This window comes from Saccharospirillum sp., from assembly GCF_040881935.1.
Lineage (GTDB): Bacteria > Pseudomonadota > Gammaproteobacteria > Pseudomonadales > Natronospirillaceae > Saccharospirillum.
Genome location: NZ_JBBECH010000051.1, coordinates 63668 through 80132, shown reverse-complemented (window position 1 = coordinate 80132; position 16465 = coordinate 63668). Strand labels below are relative to the sequence as shown.

General features: G+C 52.9%; 15 protein-coding genes. 10 read left to right on the top strand and 5 right to left on the bottom strand.

The annotated features are described in order from the left end of the window. Positions 1–2 precede the first annotated feature (2 nt). Complete coding sequence (locus tag WEB54_RS08545) at positions 3–899, top strand: helix-turn-helix domain-containing protein (protein ID WP_368055066.1); 897 nt, start codon at positions 3–5, stop codon at positions 897–899. Here the strand turns inward: WEB54_RS08545 and WEB54_RS08540 are convergent, their stop codons facing one another. Both WEB54_RS08540 and WEB54_RS08535 read right to left on the bottom strand, forming a co-directional pair. Further along, positions 900–1841, bottom strand: coding sequence for an AEC family transporter (locus WEB54_RS08540; RefSeq protein ID WP_368055064.1), 942 nt, complete (start codon positions 1839–1841; stop codon positions 900–902). It lies immediately after the preceding gene. Positions 1842–1907: 66 nt separating this feature from the next. Beyond that, positions 1908–2582 carry a TetR/AcrR family transcriptional regulator gene (locus tag WEB54_RS08535; RefSeq protein WP_368055062.1) on the bottom strand — a complete coding sequence of 225 codons (675 nt, stop codon included), beginning with the start codon at positions 2580–2582 and terminating at the stop codon, positions 1908–1910. Positions 2583–2828: 246 nt separating this feature from the next. On the opposite strand from WEB54_RS08535, the gene WEB54_RS08530 reads away from it, so the two are divergent. The 3 genes from WEB54_RS08530 to WEB54_RS08520 all read left to right on the top strand — a co-directional run bounded on the left by WEB54_RS08530 (position 2829) and on the right by WEB54_RS08520 (position 5688). After that, entirely contained in the window at positions 2829–3836 is a 1008-nt protein-coding gene (locus WEB54_RS08530) for a DctP family TRAP transporter solute-binding subunit (RefSeq protein ID WP_368055060.1), read from the top strand. Positions 3837–3922: 86 nt separating this feature from the next. Next, positions 3923–4420 (top strand): TRAP transporter small permease, encoded by a 498-nt coding sequence (locus tag WEB54_RS08525; protein WP_368055059.1) that lies wholly within the window; start codon positions 3923–3925, stop codon positions 4418–4420. Beyond that, positions 4417–5688, top strand: a complete 1272-nt coding sequence (locus tag WEB54_RS08520; protein WP_368055057.1) for a TRAP transporter large permease — start codon at positions 4417–4419, stop codon at positions 5686–5688. Before WEB54_RS08525 ends, WEB54_RS08520 begins: the two co-directional genes overlap by 4 nt. Before the next feature lie 152 nt (positions 5689–5840). Here the strand turns inward: WEB54_RS08520 and WEB54_RS08515 are convergent, their stop codons facing one another. Together WEB54_RS08515 and WEB54_RS08510 are read right to left on the bottom strand one after the other, a co-directional pair. Continuing rightward, positions 5841–6317, bottom strand: a complete 477-nt coding sequence (locus tag WEB54_RS08515; RefSeq protein WP_368055055.1) for a DUF3237 family protein — start codon at positions 6315–6317, stop codon at positions 5841–5843. A 42-nt stretch (positions 6318–6359) separates the two neighbouring features. Then, positions 6360–7307 (bottom strand): alpha/beta hydrolase, encoded by a 948-nt coding sequence (locus WEB54_RS08510; protein WP_368055053.1) that lies wholly within the window; start codon positions 7305–7307, stop codon positions 6360–6362. A 652-nt stretch (positions 7308–7959) separates the two neighbouring features. Here WEB54_RS08510 and dctP (WEB54_RS08505) point away from each other — a divergent pair. The 5 genes from dctP (WEB54_RS08505) to WEB54_RS08485 all read left to right on the top strand — a co-directional run bounded on the left by dctP (WEB54_RS08505) (position 7960) and on the right by WEB54_RS08485 (position 13642). Beyond that, entirely contained in the window at positions 7960–8940 is a 981-nt protein-coding gene (gene dctP, locus WEB54_RS08505; protein ID WP_368055051.1) for a TRAP transporter substrate-binding protein DctP, read from the top strand. Positions 8941–8995: 55 nt separating this feature from the next. Beyond that, positions 8996–9490, top strand: coding sequence for a TRAP transporter small permease (locus tag WEB54_RS08500; protein ID WP_368055050.1), 495 nt, complete (start codon positions 8996–8998; stop codon positions 9488–9490). Between the two features lie 19 nt (positions 9491–9509). Beyond that, positions 9510–10805 (top strand): TRAP transporter large permease, encoded by a 1296-nt coding sequence (locus tag WEB54_RS08495; protein ID WP_368055049.1) that lies wholly within the window; start codon positions 9510–9512, stop codon positions 10803–10805. A 66-nt stretch (positions 10806–10871) separates the two neighbouring features. Next, a complete protein-coding gene (locus WEB54_RS08490) occupies positions 10872–12758 on the top strand; it encodes a bifunctional sugar phosphate isomerase/epimerase/4-hydroxyphenylpyruvate dioxygenase family protein (protein WP_368055047.1) in 1887 nt (628 codons plus the stop codon). Continuing rightward, positions 12755–13642, top strand: a complete 888-nt coding sequence (locus WEB54_RS08485) for a shikimate dehydrogenase (protein WP_368055045.1) — start codon at positions 12755–12757, stop codon at positions 13640–13642. The genes WEB54_RS08490 and WEB54_RS08485 overlap by 4 nt, the downstream gene beginning before the upstream one ends. Positions 13643–13839: 197 nt before the next feature. On the opposite strand, the gene WEB54_RS08480 is transcribed toward WEB54_RS08485, so the two are convergent. Continuing rightward, positions 13840–15204 carry a GntR family transcriptional regulator gene (locus tag WEB54_RS08480; protein WP_368055095.1) on the bottom strand — a complete coding sequence of 455 codons (1365 nt, stop codon included), beginning with the start codon at positions 15202–15204 and terminating at the stop codon, positions 13840–13842. Between the two features lie 217 nt (positions 15205–15421). Between WEB54_RS08480 and dctP (WEB54_RS08475) the strand changes: the two genes are divergently transcribed. Continuing rightward, positions 15422–16411: a TRAP transporter substrate-binding protein DctP gene (dctP, locus tag WEB54_RS08475; RefSeq protein WP_368055043.1), complete on the top strand. Its 990-nt coding sequence runs from the start codon at positions 15422–15424 to the stop codon at positions 16409–16411. The last annotated feature ends 54 nt before the right edge of the window (positions 16412–16465 follow it).

Below are 16465 nucleotides of genomic sequence, written 5' to 3'. Positions count from 1 at the left end.
AAATGATCGAAACAGCGATTCAACAACCGATTCAGCGACATCTCGACCTGATTGATGTGCGCTACCCCAAGTCGCCAACCAGTTGGACCGCACCGAAGCAGGACTGGCGCCACTTTGCTCAATGTATATTGCTGCGAGCAGGCTCTGGCAAGGCGCGATTCAAAGGCACTCACATCGAGCTGAAAGCACCGATGCTGGCCTGGTTACCGGCTGGTATGTTAATCGGTTGTGATTTCGCAGCGGGTAGTCAGGGGCAGCTACTCACCGTATCGGAAGACTGGCTGATTCCGGCCGTTAACCGTCAGTTGGAACCGAACGTTCCATTTCGATCACTGGCCGATACCCTGCATGAGATAAAATCAATTGATGATCAGTTGATTGCACGTATTCAACCCTGTTTTGAAGCGATCAAGTCAGAACTGTATGAGAATCACATTGGCGCGAAGTCGGTCGTATCGGCGCAGCTTACAACCTTGCTGGTGCTGCTGTTCAGGCAAGACGCCGACCGGCCACCGGAAACGGAAGATGGCAGTATTCGTTCCACGCTGTTTCAACGGTTTTTGCAATTGATTGAATTGCACTTTCGCGATCACTGGAAGGTGGTCAACTACGCCGAAAACATGGGTGTCACTGAACGACGGCTGGAGTCGGCAACGCGGCGCGATATTGGCCAGTCACCCATCACTCTGATCCAACGCAAACTGATCAGCGAGGCCTGTCAGCGCCTGGCGCATTCGCCGTTGTCGGTCGCCGAAGTTGCATACGGGCTGGGCTTCAAAGACCCCGCCTATTTCAACCGGTTTTTCAAACGACACATGGACGATGCACCCGGCACCTGGCGGCGAAAAATTCGCAAACAGGCACCGAGTGAAGACACCACTTTTGCGGCGTGGCCTTAATTAAAACAGCAACGCCAACACCACTGAAATGGAGAAAAAAGATACCAGGGTTGCCACAACCAACGTCGCCGCATAACGGCTCGGGTCGAGGTAATTACCGGCGATAACCGGGTAGATGCTCAACATGGGCATCGAGGCGATCAGAATAGCGATGATTTGCAGTTGCCGGTCGAAGGGCGGTAATAGCCAGATCATCAACGCGACCAGCAAGGGGTGGAGGCACAGCTTGCCAACGGTCACCCAGCTTATCTTCCAGACATCGCCTTTTATGGAAATGCCCACTAATGAGCCGCCAATAACAAACAGCGCCACACCGGCTGAGGCGTTGGCCAGAAAACCTAGCCCACTGGAGATTACATCCGGCAAGCCCAGACCGGTAATGCTGTACAGACTGCCCAATACAATCGCGATCAATATGGGTTGCGTCACCAACCGGCGCACAAAATTGCTGAACACCTGGCGGGCGCTGCCGCCTTCGTGCAAGGCTCTGGACAATTCCAGCACCATCAGCGCCAATGGCATGATCAGCAAGTTCTCTACCAGAAGAGTCATGGTGAAGGCCGCCGCTGGCAGGGTGCCAAAAACCTGCAGCAACACCGGATAACCGACAAAGGCACTGTTGCTCAAACTCATACCCAGCCCATTCAACCCGGCTTCCGAGGTCGTCGCTTTCGAGATCCCTTTTGAGAATACAAACCCGATCAGGTAAGCAAGCAAGGAGCCCGCGCCATAGGCGATCAGATAATAGGGCGTCATTGCGGTCAGAATTGGGGTGGTGGTCAGAGTGGTAAAAATCAGTGCTGGCAAACAGAAATACAGAACAAAGCGGCCCATGCCGGGTATAACCGACTTGGGCATCAGTTCCGTACGCACAGCCAGGTAGCCGATACCGATCACCATAAAAATCGGAACAATCACGTTAATGACGGAGATGTCTTGCATGGAAGTAAATTACCCTGGTGGTTGTGTGCAGTTAGGCGGTGCTGGTTTGCGACTAGCCGGTCGCGTTTATTCCGCCATCAATTCCGGCTTCACAACATACCTCAAAACCATATCAATCACATGGCTGGCGAGCTTTTCCTGGTTGGACGCTGCGTTTTGGTCCCAGTTGAAAATCCGCGAAAAGGTGTAACGGTTGGAAACGTTAAAGAACGACAGGGCGCTGATCAGCCAGTGTAACTCCAGTGCTTCAAGACCGGGCCTGAACTGATCGGCTGCAAGACCGCGCCGATAGACTTTTTGCAGTTCATCCACGGCACCGGCATTAAGCGACTGAATCAAATCGGATTGTTCGATAAACCGGCCATGGTGAATGTTCTCGATCATGACCATGCGAATGAAGTCCGGATTTTTAACGTGGTGCTCGAAGGTAAAGGCGACCAGCTTGCTCAGTGCGTCTATCGGCTCCAGGTGATCCAGCTCCAGTTCGCCTTCTTGCTGTCTCACCTGCTGGTAGGAGCGTTCCAGCGCACTCAGATACAGGGTTTCCTTGTCCTTAAAGTAATAATAAATCATCCGTTTAGACGTTTTGGTTTTTTCAGCGATCTCATCAATGCGTGCACCAGAGAGCCCCTTTTCCGAGAACTCCCGGGTCGCGACCCGCATGATGTCGGCTTTCACCCGAGCCGGGTCGTTCTTGCGACTGCGCTCTTTGCCTTTCGTTGCCACCTTGGTTGTGGTCATTCTTTTTATCCTCACCCAATGCAATGCCACCAGTATGCCACAGGTTGACTGAACGTACCATTTCGTACATTATAAAATGGACGATAAGTACCTGTATGCCATTACTGGGTTACAGGCATGTCGTAACCTTGGGGCGTGCGGCCTGAAAATTGAAGTTGATCGCCGATGTGCAGCGTTGCAAACAGCCCAATTTCTACTACAAAGCAAGAACGTGCAACTAACCAACAATAAAAAGAGGAAGTAACCATGAAGCGCTTATCCATTCAGGCCTCAGGTCTGGCTCTCGCTATGATTACTGCGGGTGCAGTGTCCGCTGAAAACCTTCGTTTTGCCCACGTTGATCCGAACGACTGGACCACCTCCAAAAAAGGCGCCGCCGGTCAGGTCTTCAAGAATCTGGTTGAAGCCGAAACCGACATGACGGTCGATCTGTTCCCGGCCGGCTCTCTGGGCAGTGAAGACGATCTGGTCCAGGGCACTCAGGACGGAACCATCAGCATTACCATGGTCTCCGGCTCCTACGCTAATTACTGCGCGGCCGCCGCGGTTACCGATATTCCCTACACCTTCCCGTCAGCCCCGGTGGCCTGGGAAGTCATGGACGGAGAATTCGGACAGGCCCTGGCTGAACACTGCCTGGAGCAAACCGGCCTGCGCACCCTGGCCTACGGTGAAACCGGCTTCCGCCACTTCACCAACTCAGTCCGCCCGATCGCTTCTCCGGCTGATATGGAAGGCCTGAAATTCCGCGTACAAACCATTCCGTTGTACCTGGAAATGGTGCGTGGCCTGGGCGCCGAACCCCAGGGTATTGCCTGGGGTGAGGTACCCACCGCCCTGGCGACCGGTGTGGTCGACGGTCAGGAAAACCCGATCTCCGTAATCTACGGCAACAGCTTCTACGAGTTCCAGAAATACCTGACGCTGGATCGCCACGTCTACGGGGTCGATCACATCCTGATCAACGAAGACCTGTTCCAGTCTCTGCCGGAGAGTGACCAGGCCGCACTGCAGCGCGCAGCCATTGTTGCCGGTACCGTGGGTCGTGCCATTCAGCAATTCGGGTCCGCCGAGGGCGTCTCCAAGCTGATTGAGGAAGGCATGGAAGTCACCCAGCCGACCGATGCGCAAATGGCTGAATTCCGCGCGGCGGCACAGCCGGCGGTTCAGGCTTACCTGCGCGACGAACTGGGCAGCGATGCCGAGTGGATCGATCGGTTGTCTGATGCGGTAGACAGCGCCACCTCCAACTAAGCGTAGCCACGCTCAGTACCACCGGTCAGTTTCGTTCTTCAGGATCTGACCGGTGCCTCTTCTGGTTCACTTCCGGGGTTTGTGTCATGTCTGATGCCCTTCGCCTGTTTCGTCGTCTGCTGATCGGTATAAACGGTACCGGTGCCGGCCTGATGATGCTGGCTGTTTTCTCCATCGTTTTTGCCAATGCCTTCTGGCGCTATACCGCCGGTCGCTCCCTTACCTGGGGTGAGGACGTCGCCATCTACGCCATGATTTACGGCATTATGTTCGGCGTTGCCCTGGCCTATTTGCAGGACCGCCACGTTCGCTTTTCCATTGTTGTCGATTTGCTGCCTGCGTCGCTTCGCCACTATAACCAGCTTCTGATTGATGTTCTGGTGCTGGCCGTCGGAATTGGTTTTGCGATATCCGGCTACGAATTTATCGACAGCCGGGGCGGCCGCAGCTCGCCCAGCACCGGCTTGCCCATGTGGATGTTTCAGTTCTCCACCCTGATGGGCGGCGTTTTACTGTCGGTCAGCGCTCTGACCATGGCCGCCTGCCGCCTGCTCGGCATGACCGAAGCGGAGGCCGACGCATGATTTACGCCCTGTTGCTCATCACCCTGATCATCGGCGTGCCTTTCGCCTTTGTGATATTGGGCACTCTTCTGGTGTTCATGATTGGGGCTGACTTTCCCTACCACATTCGCATCGTCGCCCAACAAGCCTTTGGTGGGTTGCATTCCTTCCCTTTGCTGGCCGTGCCCCTGTTTATTCTCGCCGGTGAAGTGATGAACGAAGCCGGTATTACCCGGCGCATCATCGCACTGGCCAACGCCCTGGTCGGGCGCATGCGCGCTGGCCTTGCCCAGGTCAATATCTGGGCCTCGGTGATGTTTGCCGGCCTGTCCGGCTCCGCCATTGCCGACACCTCGACACTCGGTCGGGTTTTTATTCCCGAAATGGAGAAGGAAGGGTACCCGCGTGATTTTGCGGCGGCGCTGACGGCAGCGTCTTCGGTCATCGGCCCGATCATTCCACCCAGCATACCGGTGATCATTTATGCGCTGACCGTCAGTGGTGTATCAGTACCCGGCTTGTTCATGGCCGGCATCGTTCCCGGCTTGCTACTGGCGACGGGCCTGTCGATTTACGTCTGGTTTTTTGCCGGCCACTTCGGCACCCGCAAAACCCATGCACCCGGTACCCGTCGCAAGGCGGTGTTCAGTGGCCTGGTTCCGTTGTTTATGCCGGTCGCCGTTATTGGTTCGATATTGCTCGGCATTGTGACACCCACTGAAGCGGCCTCCTTTGCGGTGGTGTATGCGCTCTTCGTTGGCCTGGTGTTGTACCGGTCTATTCCGGTACTCGCCCTGCCACGTATTTTTACCCGTGCCATGCGCGACAGTGCGGTGATCATGATCATCATGGGCGCGGTCTCGGCCGCCAACTGGCTGCTCACCTACAACCGCATTCCCAACATCATTACCGAATGGGTCCTGGCAACGATCGACTCGCAGCTGATGTTCCTGCTTGCGGTCATGTTGCTGCTGTTGGTGGTTGGTCTGGTGCTGGAGGGCATAGCGGCCATTCTGGTGCTGGTGCCGATACTGCACCCCATCGCCGTCGGGCTGGGAATTGAGCCTTTGCACTTCGCCATTCTGGTTATTTTCAACCTGATGATTGGCCTGATCACACCACCTGTAGGGCTCTGTCTGTTCGTTGCCGACTCGGTCGCACGGGTCGGTCTGTCGGCCATTGTGCGCCGACTGATGCCGATGTTGCTGGTCGAAATTGCGGTATTGATGGTCATTGCACTGGTGCCTGACCTGGTGACCTTCCTGCCCAGAGTGACCGGTTATCTATAAAACCGTGTCTTGTAATTTCAGCATCCCCTCGGCGGTTAAAAGTGCTGGCTGTACTGACACATTGACCGCGATAGAAAAAGGGCGAGTTCACTCTCTGGTACTCATTGACAGTACCAGAGAGTGAAATGATTCAGTAAAATATTTCTAAAAGCTCATTCTACAATGTAAACATCGATAGAAATAGAGCTCCCTCTTGGCATAAGTGAAGCAATGAATATCCGGTTTCGCATCCACTCGTGGGGCCCGTTAGGCACGTCAAACACCAGTGAAGATCGAAAGTAATATTCATTTGGATTGACCAAATCTCTACTGCTGAGACGCTTGGTAACCTCGGCGCTGGATACTCTCAATCCCTTGTTTCTCACCAACAGTGGCGTGCCATCCTCCGCAATTATCGTATATTGCGCCTCAATTTCCGAGACACCATCTAATCTCAACAGTGGCCAATCAGAACCCCCCGGGGCAATACGCCCATTTAAACGAGGTCCGCTAACCTCGCCACTTAGAATTGGGATATGTATCCGCTCACCTTTAAGACCCTGGCCCGCCAACAATGGAACCTCAATATTAGCCAGAATAGTAAAGGCAAACTCCAGACTAGGCGGGACAGGTCGGTTTTCAATTTGCATCCTAAAACCTCACAAATGGCAGTTGACTGGATAGGCTGATCTTTATTCCAGATTTTCACTAGTTACAAAAATTGAAGTAAGCCAATCAGCCATATCATGTAACTTTTGCTTTGAGTCTGCACAGTATTCCATGCCACGAAGATACCCGTGAATAAGACCTTTTCCACTATCCAGGCTGACCTCAACCCCGGCCTCTTTCAGGGTGTTGTAATAGGCGAGCCCGCTGTCTCTCAATGGGTCATACTCAGCGACCGCTATAAATGTTGGTGGCAATTTGTCGTGGGAACTAGCTTTTAGCGGAGCTGCAAGTGGGTTTTCCTGATCTTCAACCTTGGAACAATACATTTTGTTCACCCTTGGCATATCCGCAGTGCGAATCATCGGACCACTTGCATTCTCTTTAAATGAAGGTAAGTCGGTATCAAAACTGACTGCCGGGTATATTAACAGCTGAGCGCACAAAGATTGAAGCGAGTCACGAAAGTGTAGCGCAATAGCGGCAGAAATATTGCCTCCCGCACTGTCTCCGCCAACGGCAATGCGATTAGCGTCAATACCAAGATCCTCGGACCGATCGAAAGCCCACCTGACCACTGCCATACCTTGATACACTGCCGCTGGAAAGGGTTGTTCCGGCGACAAAGCATAATCGACACTTATAACTGTCTGTTTACACCAGGATGCCAGCCGAGCCGTAATATCCCAATGTGTCTCAGGGCTACCTTGCATCCATGCTCCGCCATGGAAGTAAATTAATGCAGGCTGGCTTCCTGACTCTTTATGTCGAAAAACTCTCACACGAACGTTGCTTGGTTCAGCATCAACCCAATATTCCTGTCCTGTCTCCACATCTTCCGGTGTAGGCAGCCTCATATTTTTTGCCACAACTTCAAAATGCTTGCGTCGATCCTGAACAGACGTTAAGTCAGCCGCCGCTGCCCATTCTCTATCCCACCGCTCCAAAAACTTTACAATTTCAGGGTTTATCATTTTCACCTCCACGTCGAGCTATTGATTTATATCACAAACCCTACTGACCTCTTAAGAGCCAACTGGGCGTTCATTTTCTTGTCAAAAGGAGAAAAAAATTAGGTCTGTCATTAAGACTCGCTTCCTTACTCCTGTTTTATGACGCTGTAAGAATCTAACGAAAATCGCCAAATCCATGAAAACTCCGTCTTGCTGCTTGAAAGATGCATCCCACATTTGAGACATTCCAATTTCAATTGGCAGCGCTCGTCAAAATAGGTGTTCAGCCACTCAATTTCTAACACCTCCCTATCCTCAAGGGCTAAAGAACAGACTGACATTTCCCTTGAAATCAACGCTTTCAACGCAGATAACTGACTTTGAACACCGTACTGATACAGCAGCTATATCCCTCCTGTAATTGACTTAGGTCACTCCGCAGACTTCTGTACTTCTTAAACCAGTAGGAGTATTCTGACACATCTTGACTGAACGTACCATTCCGTACATTATTGAACTCACGTCAAGGTGTGCTTGCCAGCGAGGCGAGTCAACTGCGATGAGAGCCCCTTAGCAAGAGGCTAGGGGTAAGGTATCGGCGCCGGTAAGAGCGTCGTCAATAAAAACAAGATCAATCCCGAAAAGTACCGCCGGAGGTTACATGTCCCGAGTTATGACTAAGAATACCCTGCTGCCTATCACATTGGCTGCATTCACCGTTGCCAGCGCACTGCCTACTTTTGCTGAAGAAAAGGTAGAGCTGCTCTATTCAGACACCGTCTCCGAACAGGATGCAAGAACACAAGTACTGAAAAGTGCCTTTGGTGAATGCCTGACTGATGATTTCGACCTACAAACGCATCATGGGGCAACACTTTTTTCTCAGGGCACTGAAATGGTTGCTATGCAACGCGGTAACCTTGATATGGCAAGCCTCGCAATATTCGACTTCTACAACCAGGTACCTGAGACTAGTATTCTTGGGGCCGCCTACATGTTTCGCGATTACGACCACATGCGAAGAGTCTTTGATGGCGATGTGCTTAACGAGCTGTATCAAAAGATTGAAGATAGAACGGGAATTAAAATCCTTGCTAACCCTTACATAGGAACTCGTCACATATCGTTGAATAATGACGATGTAGTTATGACCCCAAGTGACCTTGAGGGAGTAAAGCTACGTATGCCCCCAGGCGAAGGTTGGCAGTTTGTCGGTGAAGCTTTGGGTGCCAACCCAACGCCTATCCCTTTTACCGAAGTTTACACAGCCTTACAAACTGGCGCAATTGATGGACAGGACAATCCTCTGCCGGCCAACTATTCAATGAAATTCTATGAAGTTTCTGAACAAACAATTCTCACCGGTCACTTAATTGCTGCTAATCAATTCAGCATTTCCAGTCGTAAATGGAACAGCTTGAACGCCGAACAGCAGGACACTCTTAAAACCTGCGCCATGAACTTCCAGAATGAACTGGACAAACTGGCATTGGACCAGGAGGCTGAATTGATTTCATACTTTGAAGAGGAAGGCCTGAATATTTACACGCCCGACAAAGAAGCGTTTCGAAGCCATGTACTTGAACAATACGAAAACTCAGAGTATTCGGATGATTGGCCTAAAGGCCTATACGAAGCCATCAACGCGCTATAGTAGAACAAGTTTACCCGGCTGAAAAGCCGGGTCCTTAACTATCGAGGAATTTAGGATGAACGCATTCTACTCAATAAATAATTGGCTATATCGGCGTGCTGAAAACCTAATGGCGCTTTTGCTCGGATCGATGTTTCTGCTATTCATTGTGCAGGTATTTTCCCGCTATGTTTTGAACAATTCAATCAGTTGGTCTAATGAGTACATTAGTATAGCTTGGTTATGGAGCATACTATTTGGCTACGCTTTTATCGTGTCTGACAAGCAGGTAATACGAATTGACATGGTATACGGGGCCGTTGGCCCTACCACACAACGCATCATGGATGGTGTTGTCCACTCTCTTTGTGCATTAATATTCCTTATCGCGCTACCAGATGCTTACAGCTACATAAGTTTTATGGCGATCGAACGAACTGCCGATATGCGAATTCCGTTTAGCTGGGTGTTCTCAATCTACCTCGGCTTTAGCATCGCCGTCATAGGCCGATCCACGGGAATGGTCTGGAAAGCTATTACCAACAACAAAAAATACTTACCGTCCGAATAACCATCCTGAGGTACTTTTCATGTTTGATCCATTTACTATCAGCGTAATACTGATAGTCATCATGACCATCATGGGTTTGTCAGTTGGACTGGCAATGATGGCGGGAGTCATTGTTTTTCTTTTACTCAATGGATATGACACTTCATTAGGGGCGGAGACACTACTACAAGGGTTGTTCAATGGGTACACACTGATCTCCATCCCATTGTTCATCCTGGCAGCCGACATCATGAATCTTGGCACATTGTCAGATCGGCTATTAAGGTTCTCCCAAGCCCTCGTTGGCCGATTCAAAGGCGGACTGGGTCACGTAAATGTCGTTTCTAGCGTGATTTTCTCAGGAATGTCGGGCTCTGCAATTGCTGACGCGGTTGGGATGGGTCGAATCATTATTGGAATGATGACCCGGGATGGAAAATATACGCCCGCTTACGCTGCGGCTATAACAGCGGCTTCAGCGACAATAGGGCCAATTATTCCTCCTTCGATACCTATGGTTCTCTATGCACTTATCTCAAATACGTCTATTGGCTTTCTCTTTGCGGCGGGAATTTTCCCTGGCCTGCTAATGGCTCTTGTACTTATTATTATGAATTCGATAATTGCACACAAACGCGATATTGGTACCGATGAAGCTACGAAACTATCTGAGTTTCCAAGAGTTACGGCCCGCGCTTTTCCTGCACTGATGCTTCCTGTTATCTTGTTGGGTGGCATATATAGCGGTATTACCACACCTACTGAAGCAGCGGCCGTTGCCGCCTTTTATGCACTTGTCATTTCTGTGGTTGCCTACCGCTCAGTCAGCGTCAGACAGTTCTACCAGACTTTAGTACAAAGCAGCAGGTCTACGGCCTCTGTGGGTATCTTGGTTGCTGGCGCTCTTGCGTTTAATTTTGTGATCGCCAGAGAAGGCATCCCTGATAGCATTGCCAGTTACTTGGCTCAATACGAGATGTCGAAGATCACGTTTCTTATTACCATAAATTTGCTAATTCTTGCGCTAGGATGTGTGCTTGAAGGTGGTGCGATATTGCTGATTATCGTGCCTATATTTATCCCTACAGCACAACTCCTTGGGATCGACATGATTCACTTTGGAGTTATTGTGTTAGTGAATTCCATGCTTGGGCTGATCACTCCACCGTATGGCATGTTGCTATTTGTCGTATCGAGTATCACTGGAACACCGATTCAAAAAATAATACGCGAAGTGCTACCATTTTTACTCGCACTACTGGTTGCCCTGGTGTTTATCAATGCTGCGCCAGACTTCGTTCTCTATCTACCACGGGCTTTAGGCTACCAGGGGTAATTAGAATGAACACTCTACATATTCTACAAACTAGAGACTCTGCCTAGTTACTTGAGGGTTAGAAGTATGTATTCATCCATAGCCACAGTGTGCCTCAGCGGCACCCTGCGCGATAAAATAACCGCCATTGCTGACGCGGGTTTCGAAGGCGTTGAGATTTTCGAAAACGACCTGACCGCGTTCAATGGCACCGCTCGTGAAGCGGGCCAGCTGATTCGTGACCGGGGTTTGACACTGGTCACGCTGCAACCCTTTCGGGATTTTGAAGGCCTGGAAGGTAAGGACCGTCAACGCGCCTTCGATCGCGCCGAGCGCAAATTTGATCTGATGGAAGAGCTCGGTACCGACCTGCTCATGTGCTGCAGTTCGGTTCACCCCAATGCCAAACCCGGTATCGCCCGGGCGGCAGACGACTACGCCGAACTCGGTGAGCGGGCGGCGAAACGCGGCCTGCGAATCGCCTTCGAGGCGTTGGCCTGGGGGACTCATATTCACGACTATCGCGACAGCTGGGAAGTGGTGCGCCGTGCCAGCCACCCGGCGGTCGGCCTGGTGCTCGATACCTTTCACATCTTTTCCCGCCAGACTGAGCTCGACACCATCGCCAGCATTCCCGGCGACCGGATTTTTCTGGTGCAAACCGCCGATGCGCCGCGCCTGTCGATGGATCATCTGTCGTGGAGCCGTCATTACCGCTGCTTCCCCGGTCAGGGTGAATTGCAGATGCCGCAATTCATGGAACTGCTGAGTGAAACCCGGTACGACGGTGCTCTGTCACACGAAATTTTCAACGATGTGTTTCGCATGGGCCATTCCGACCAGACCGCGCGCGATGGCATGCACTCTTACCGGCTGTTGCGCACCATGGCCGACCAGTCGACGGTGCCGGCACCGCAACCGGTCGAGCGGCTCGCCTTTATCGAAATTGCCATCAACCCGGACCGGGCGGATGTCCTGCGCGCCGACCTGAGCGCTCTGGGTTTGCGTTGCGTGGGCAAACACGCCCGGGTCGCGGCCGAGCGCTGGGCGATGAACGACCTGAATGTCGTCATCAATACCGAGCGTGATTTTGCCGGTCGGGTACCCGGACGCGAAGCCACGTCCGTCAGTGCCTTTGGCCTGCAAGTCGACAACGCTTACCAGGCGATCAAACGCGCCAAAGCCCTGGGTTACGACCTGGTTGAACCGAAAGACGTCAATGCCAGCCACGACATGACGGCGATGCGCAACATCGACGGTTCGCTGGCCTACATTGTCGATGCGTCGCAACTGAGCCGGGTCTGGGATACCGAATTTTCTGTGGATGTGCAGCCAATACCCGAAGGGCCGCTGCTTGATGTCGACCACCTGAGCCTGTCGCTGTCGTATCACGATTATTTGTCGGTGATGCTGCAATACCGTTCGGTGTTTGCGCTGGAACCGACGGCGTCTTTTGACGTCACCGACCCCAGGGGGTTGATCCAGAGCCAGGTGCTGCACAACAGCGACAACGCCAATCAAAGCCGGCGTTTTCGACTGGCATTGAACGCCAGCGCCTCGCCGGACACCACCAGCAACCGCCTGGTCAAAACCGTGGGGGGCTCGGGCGTGCAACACATTGCCCTGCGCACCCGTGACATGGCCGCCACCGTTGCCGGACTGGCCCGGGCCCACACGCCGACCCTGCCGATACCCGTGAACTACTACCGCGATCTGCTGGCGCGCTACGAACTGGGCGAGTCCGAGGTTCAATGGATGCAGGACCACTCGGTGCTCTACGACGAAGATGCCTTCGGCGCATTCCGCCAGCTCTATGTCCGGCCCGATCATCAATCGTTCTTTTTCGAACTGGTGCAACGCGATGGCTATCAGGGCCTCGGCGCACCGAACGCGTTCGTCCGTGCCGCCGCCCAGCAACAGGCGGATGCCCTGGCCAACCCGTCTGCAGACACTGATGGAGATTCCATACCATGACACCGGCCATGAAACTGGCATTAATTGGCGAGGGCATCGCCAAATCCCAATCACCCGATCTGCACCGGCGCCTGGGTCGTCTGGTGGGCATCGATACCCAATACGACCTGGTCGATTCACTGGGCGTCGACGGCTTTGACTTCCCGGCAACCGTGGCCCGTCTGCGTCATGAGGGGTATCGCGGCACTAACGTGACCTTTCCGTTCAAGGAAGCGGCCAAAAACCTGGCCGATACCCTGAGCGACGGCGTCCGCCGGGTAGGGTCATCCAACACCCTGATTTTCGAGAACGGCAAAATACACGCGGAAAACACCGACTACAGCGGCTTTATCAGTGCCTACCGCCGCCAGTTCGCCGACCGGCCCGCGGGTTCGGTGTTGCTAATCGGTGCCGGTGGCGTGGGCCGCGCGGTGGCCTGTGCACTCGGCGCTCTGGGTGTTACCGAGCTGTACCTGGTTGAGCGTGAACAGGCGCGCGGAGAAACCCTGAGCCGGGACCTGAACGCCCAGGGCATCACCACCCGGACCCTCACCGCCGATGAAGCAGAAAGCCGGATGGCGCAGTTTGATGGTGTGGTCAATTGCACCCCGGTCGGGCACTTCAACCACCCGGGCTGCCCGATTCGTACCGACCGCCTGAACGACCGGCAATGGGTGTTCGACGCAGTCTATATTCCGGCCCGCACGGCCTTGCTGATCGCCGCCGAACATCAGGGAGCGGCAACGCTGTCGGGGGTCGATCTGTTCGTCTTTCAGGGCATCGATGCGTTCCGGTTCTTCGCCGGTCACCAGGCCACGGCAGCCGACATTGACACCCAGGTCGGTTCAGTGCGTGACCATTACTTTGAACAGCTGGTGGTAAATTCAGGCACCAGCGCTTCATAGCACAGGGGGCGTCATCTGACCTTGCTCGTTGTACTTGAATTGAAACGAAAGACTCTCTCAACACTTCCCCGGAGCTCTGGCTTGTCCGAGGGACTTTGACACCAGTGGTGCGGCATCCCGACGGACTTATATAGGAATGCCGCACCGCCAAGGGCCCGGCTCAAACCTCCGGCACCAGAACTGCGGTTTCTACTCAGTCAGCCCGGGATACTTCCTGCAGCCAGCGCGTGTTCTACCCCACCCCATAGGTGCTCGTGGAGCGTTTTCCTGGCCCCCTGCACGTCTCTGTTCATGGCACAGTCGAAGAGTTCATGATGTTCATCGCCCGCGATAGGCCCGCGATAGGACAACGCAATGAATTGATACCGCAAGTACTTGTCGAAGATGGCATTGTGCAGGTGCATCAATGATTGGGAGCCGCACGCTGAGATCAATGCCTGATGAAATTGCCAGTCACATTGCTTCCAACGTTCAGTTACCTGGTTGTTACCTTTTTCCATATCAGCCTCTGCGGAAGTCAGTTTGTGGTAAGCTGCCACAACCCGCGCTTCCCAGTCGACGTCTCCCAATCCAAAAGAGTCCTCAAGGGCCTTGCCTTCCACTAAAAGACGCAATTCGGCCAACTCACGTATGTTAATGGCTGACACAGGCGCAACTTCGAAGCCGCGCTGACCTTCGGCAATGACAAAACCTTCTGACGTTAATCGGTTAAGTACTTCGCGTAAGGTCGCTACGCTGGTCTGGTAGAGATCGCGCAGACTGCTGATCTTCAACTTGTTCCCCGGGGCTAGCTTTCCGGTGATGATATCGGCCCTTAATTTGCCCCATACCGTCTCGCCTACAGACGAAGCGGCACTTGCCTGACTCGATGCCGTGCCGATGTAGGGTGTTGCCACACGTTTTGCCATAGGCAATTGACCGATGCTAACCGTATGAGCGACACAGGCATCAATATGTTCGTGCAGTACAGTCAATGCACGTTCTGCGTCTCGTTGAAGAGCCGATTCCAGTAGAACGCGATGTTCCTGAGCGGCTGGCTTTCCGCGGAAGATGACCGCGACAATTTGATATCTCTGATAGCGGTCAAAGATCATGCTATAGGCGTTGAGTAGCTCTTGCGAACCACAGGCAGAAACCAGGGTACGGTGAAACTCGCGGTCGTAGTACTTCCATTCAGCACTGCGGCGGGTATCCCCCGTCATCATCAGGCGCTCCATCGACTCGAGCTTGTGGTACGCACCAACAACGAGCCCTTCCCACTCCAGGTCACCCTTACGGAAAGACTCCCGCAATGCATAACCTTCCAGCAATTCACGCAATACCGCTAACTGTATGAACTCTTCCTGAGTAACGGCAGCAACCTCGAACCCCCGTTGACCTTCGGAATAGACCAGGCCCTCAGCCGACAATCGGTACAGGGTCTCCCTAAGTGTACTAACACTGGCCGAATAGCGTTCTTTCAATGTATCCAGGCGTAGCCTGGAACACGGTGTCAGCCGACCTCCAATGATATCGCTACGAATTGACCGGTATGCACTTTCACCCGCTGTTTCCTGCTGCACAGATAGCAAGTTCTGGCTCCTCTGTAAAACCAACATTCTGTCACCCAGCCTCCGGCTCGGCAACAAAAAGGCACCTAAAAATGATATTTTCTATAATATCCGTTAATTATCGTTAAAACGGTTGATCATTATTTTGTATTATGTAGCATGAAGTCTGTCCAGCGAGGGTGCGGTAGCCTCTTGGTGGGCAAACAATCACAATAAAAGGAGGCATTCCATGCCCATTACCGCCAAATACCGCAACATCATTGTCGCAGGCGCCATGCTACTCTCGGCGACCGCGTCGACCGTTGCCGTCGCAGAAGACAACCCCAAACTCCGTTTCTCCGCTGTATTTTCCGAGCAAGACATCCGCGCCGAGATGATGCAGCGCTTCGAAGACGCCGTCGCGTCGGATTTCGATATAGAAATGCACTACGGAGGCACCTTGTTCAGTCAGGGGTCCGAACTGGTCGCGCTTCAGCGTGGAAACCTGGAGATGAGCAATGTGTCACCACAGGATATTTCCAACCAGATCCCAGCGTGGTCCATCTTAACCTCCGCCTACCTCTTCCGGGACGCTGAGCATCTCCTGGCATTCTTCAGAAGTGATGCAGGAGAAGAGATGAAAGGCATGGTAGAAGATCAGCTAGGGGTGCATATCCTGGGTCCAACCTTTTTCGGAACGCGCCATGTCGGCTTGGTAGATGATGAGCGCATCGCAACTCCCGAAGACATGTCCGGCGTTCGATTGCGCATGCCTCCGGGTGAGTCCTGGCAGTTCCTGGGGCAGGCACTGGGAGCCAACCCGACAGCCATGGCTTATTCTGAAGTCTATACAGGGTTGCAGACCGGTGCGATCGATGGTCAGGACAACCCTCTGCCGAATGTGCAAAACATGCGGTTTTATGAAGTAATGGACCAGATTGCCCTGACTTCTCACCTGGTAGCCTTTGATCTGTTAATGGTCTCATCGAGCGTCTGGAATGATATGACACCAGAACAGCAACAGTCCTTCCAGAGCGCGGCTAACGAGGCTATTGCCTGGAGTACGGCTGAGCATCAGCGAAATGAGCAGAATTTGGCTGACTTCTTTCGCAGTGAAGGTGTTGACATCTACACGCCTGATGTCGATGCCTTTCGCAGCTATGCTCAGCAACTTTACCTCGAATCAAGGCTCTCCGAATCCTGGCCCGAAGGTATGCTCGAGCGCATCAATAACCTTTGATAGCTATCGGATCGGCCGCATCGCGGGCGCCCGATCCAGCTAAATACGAGAGCG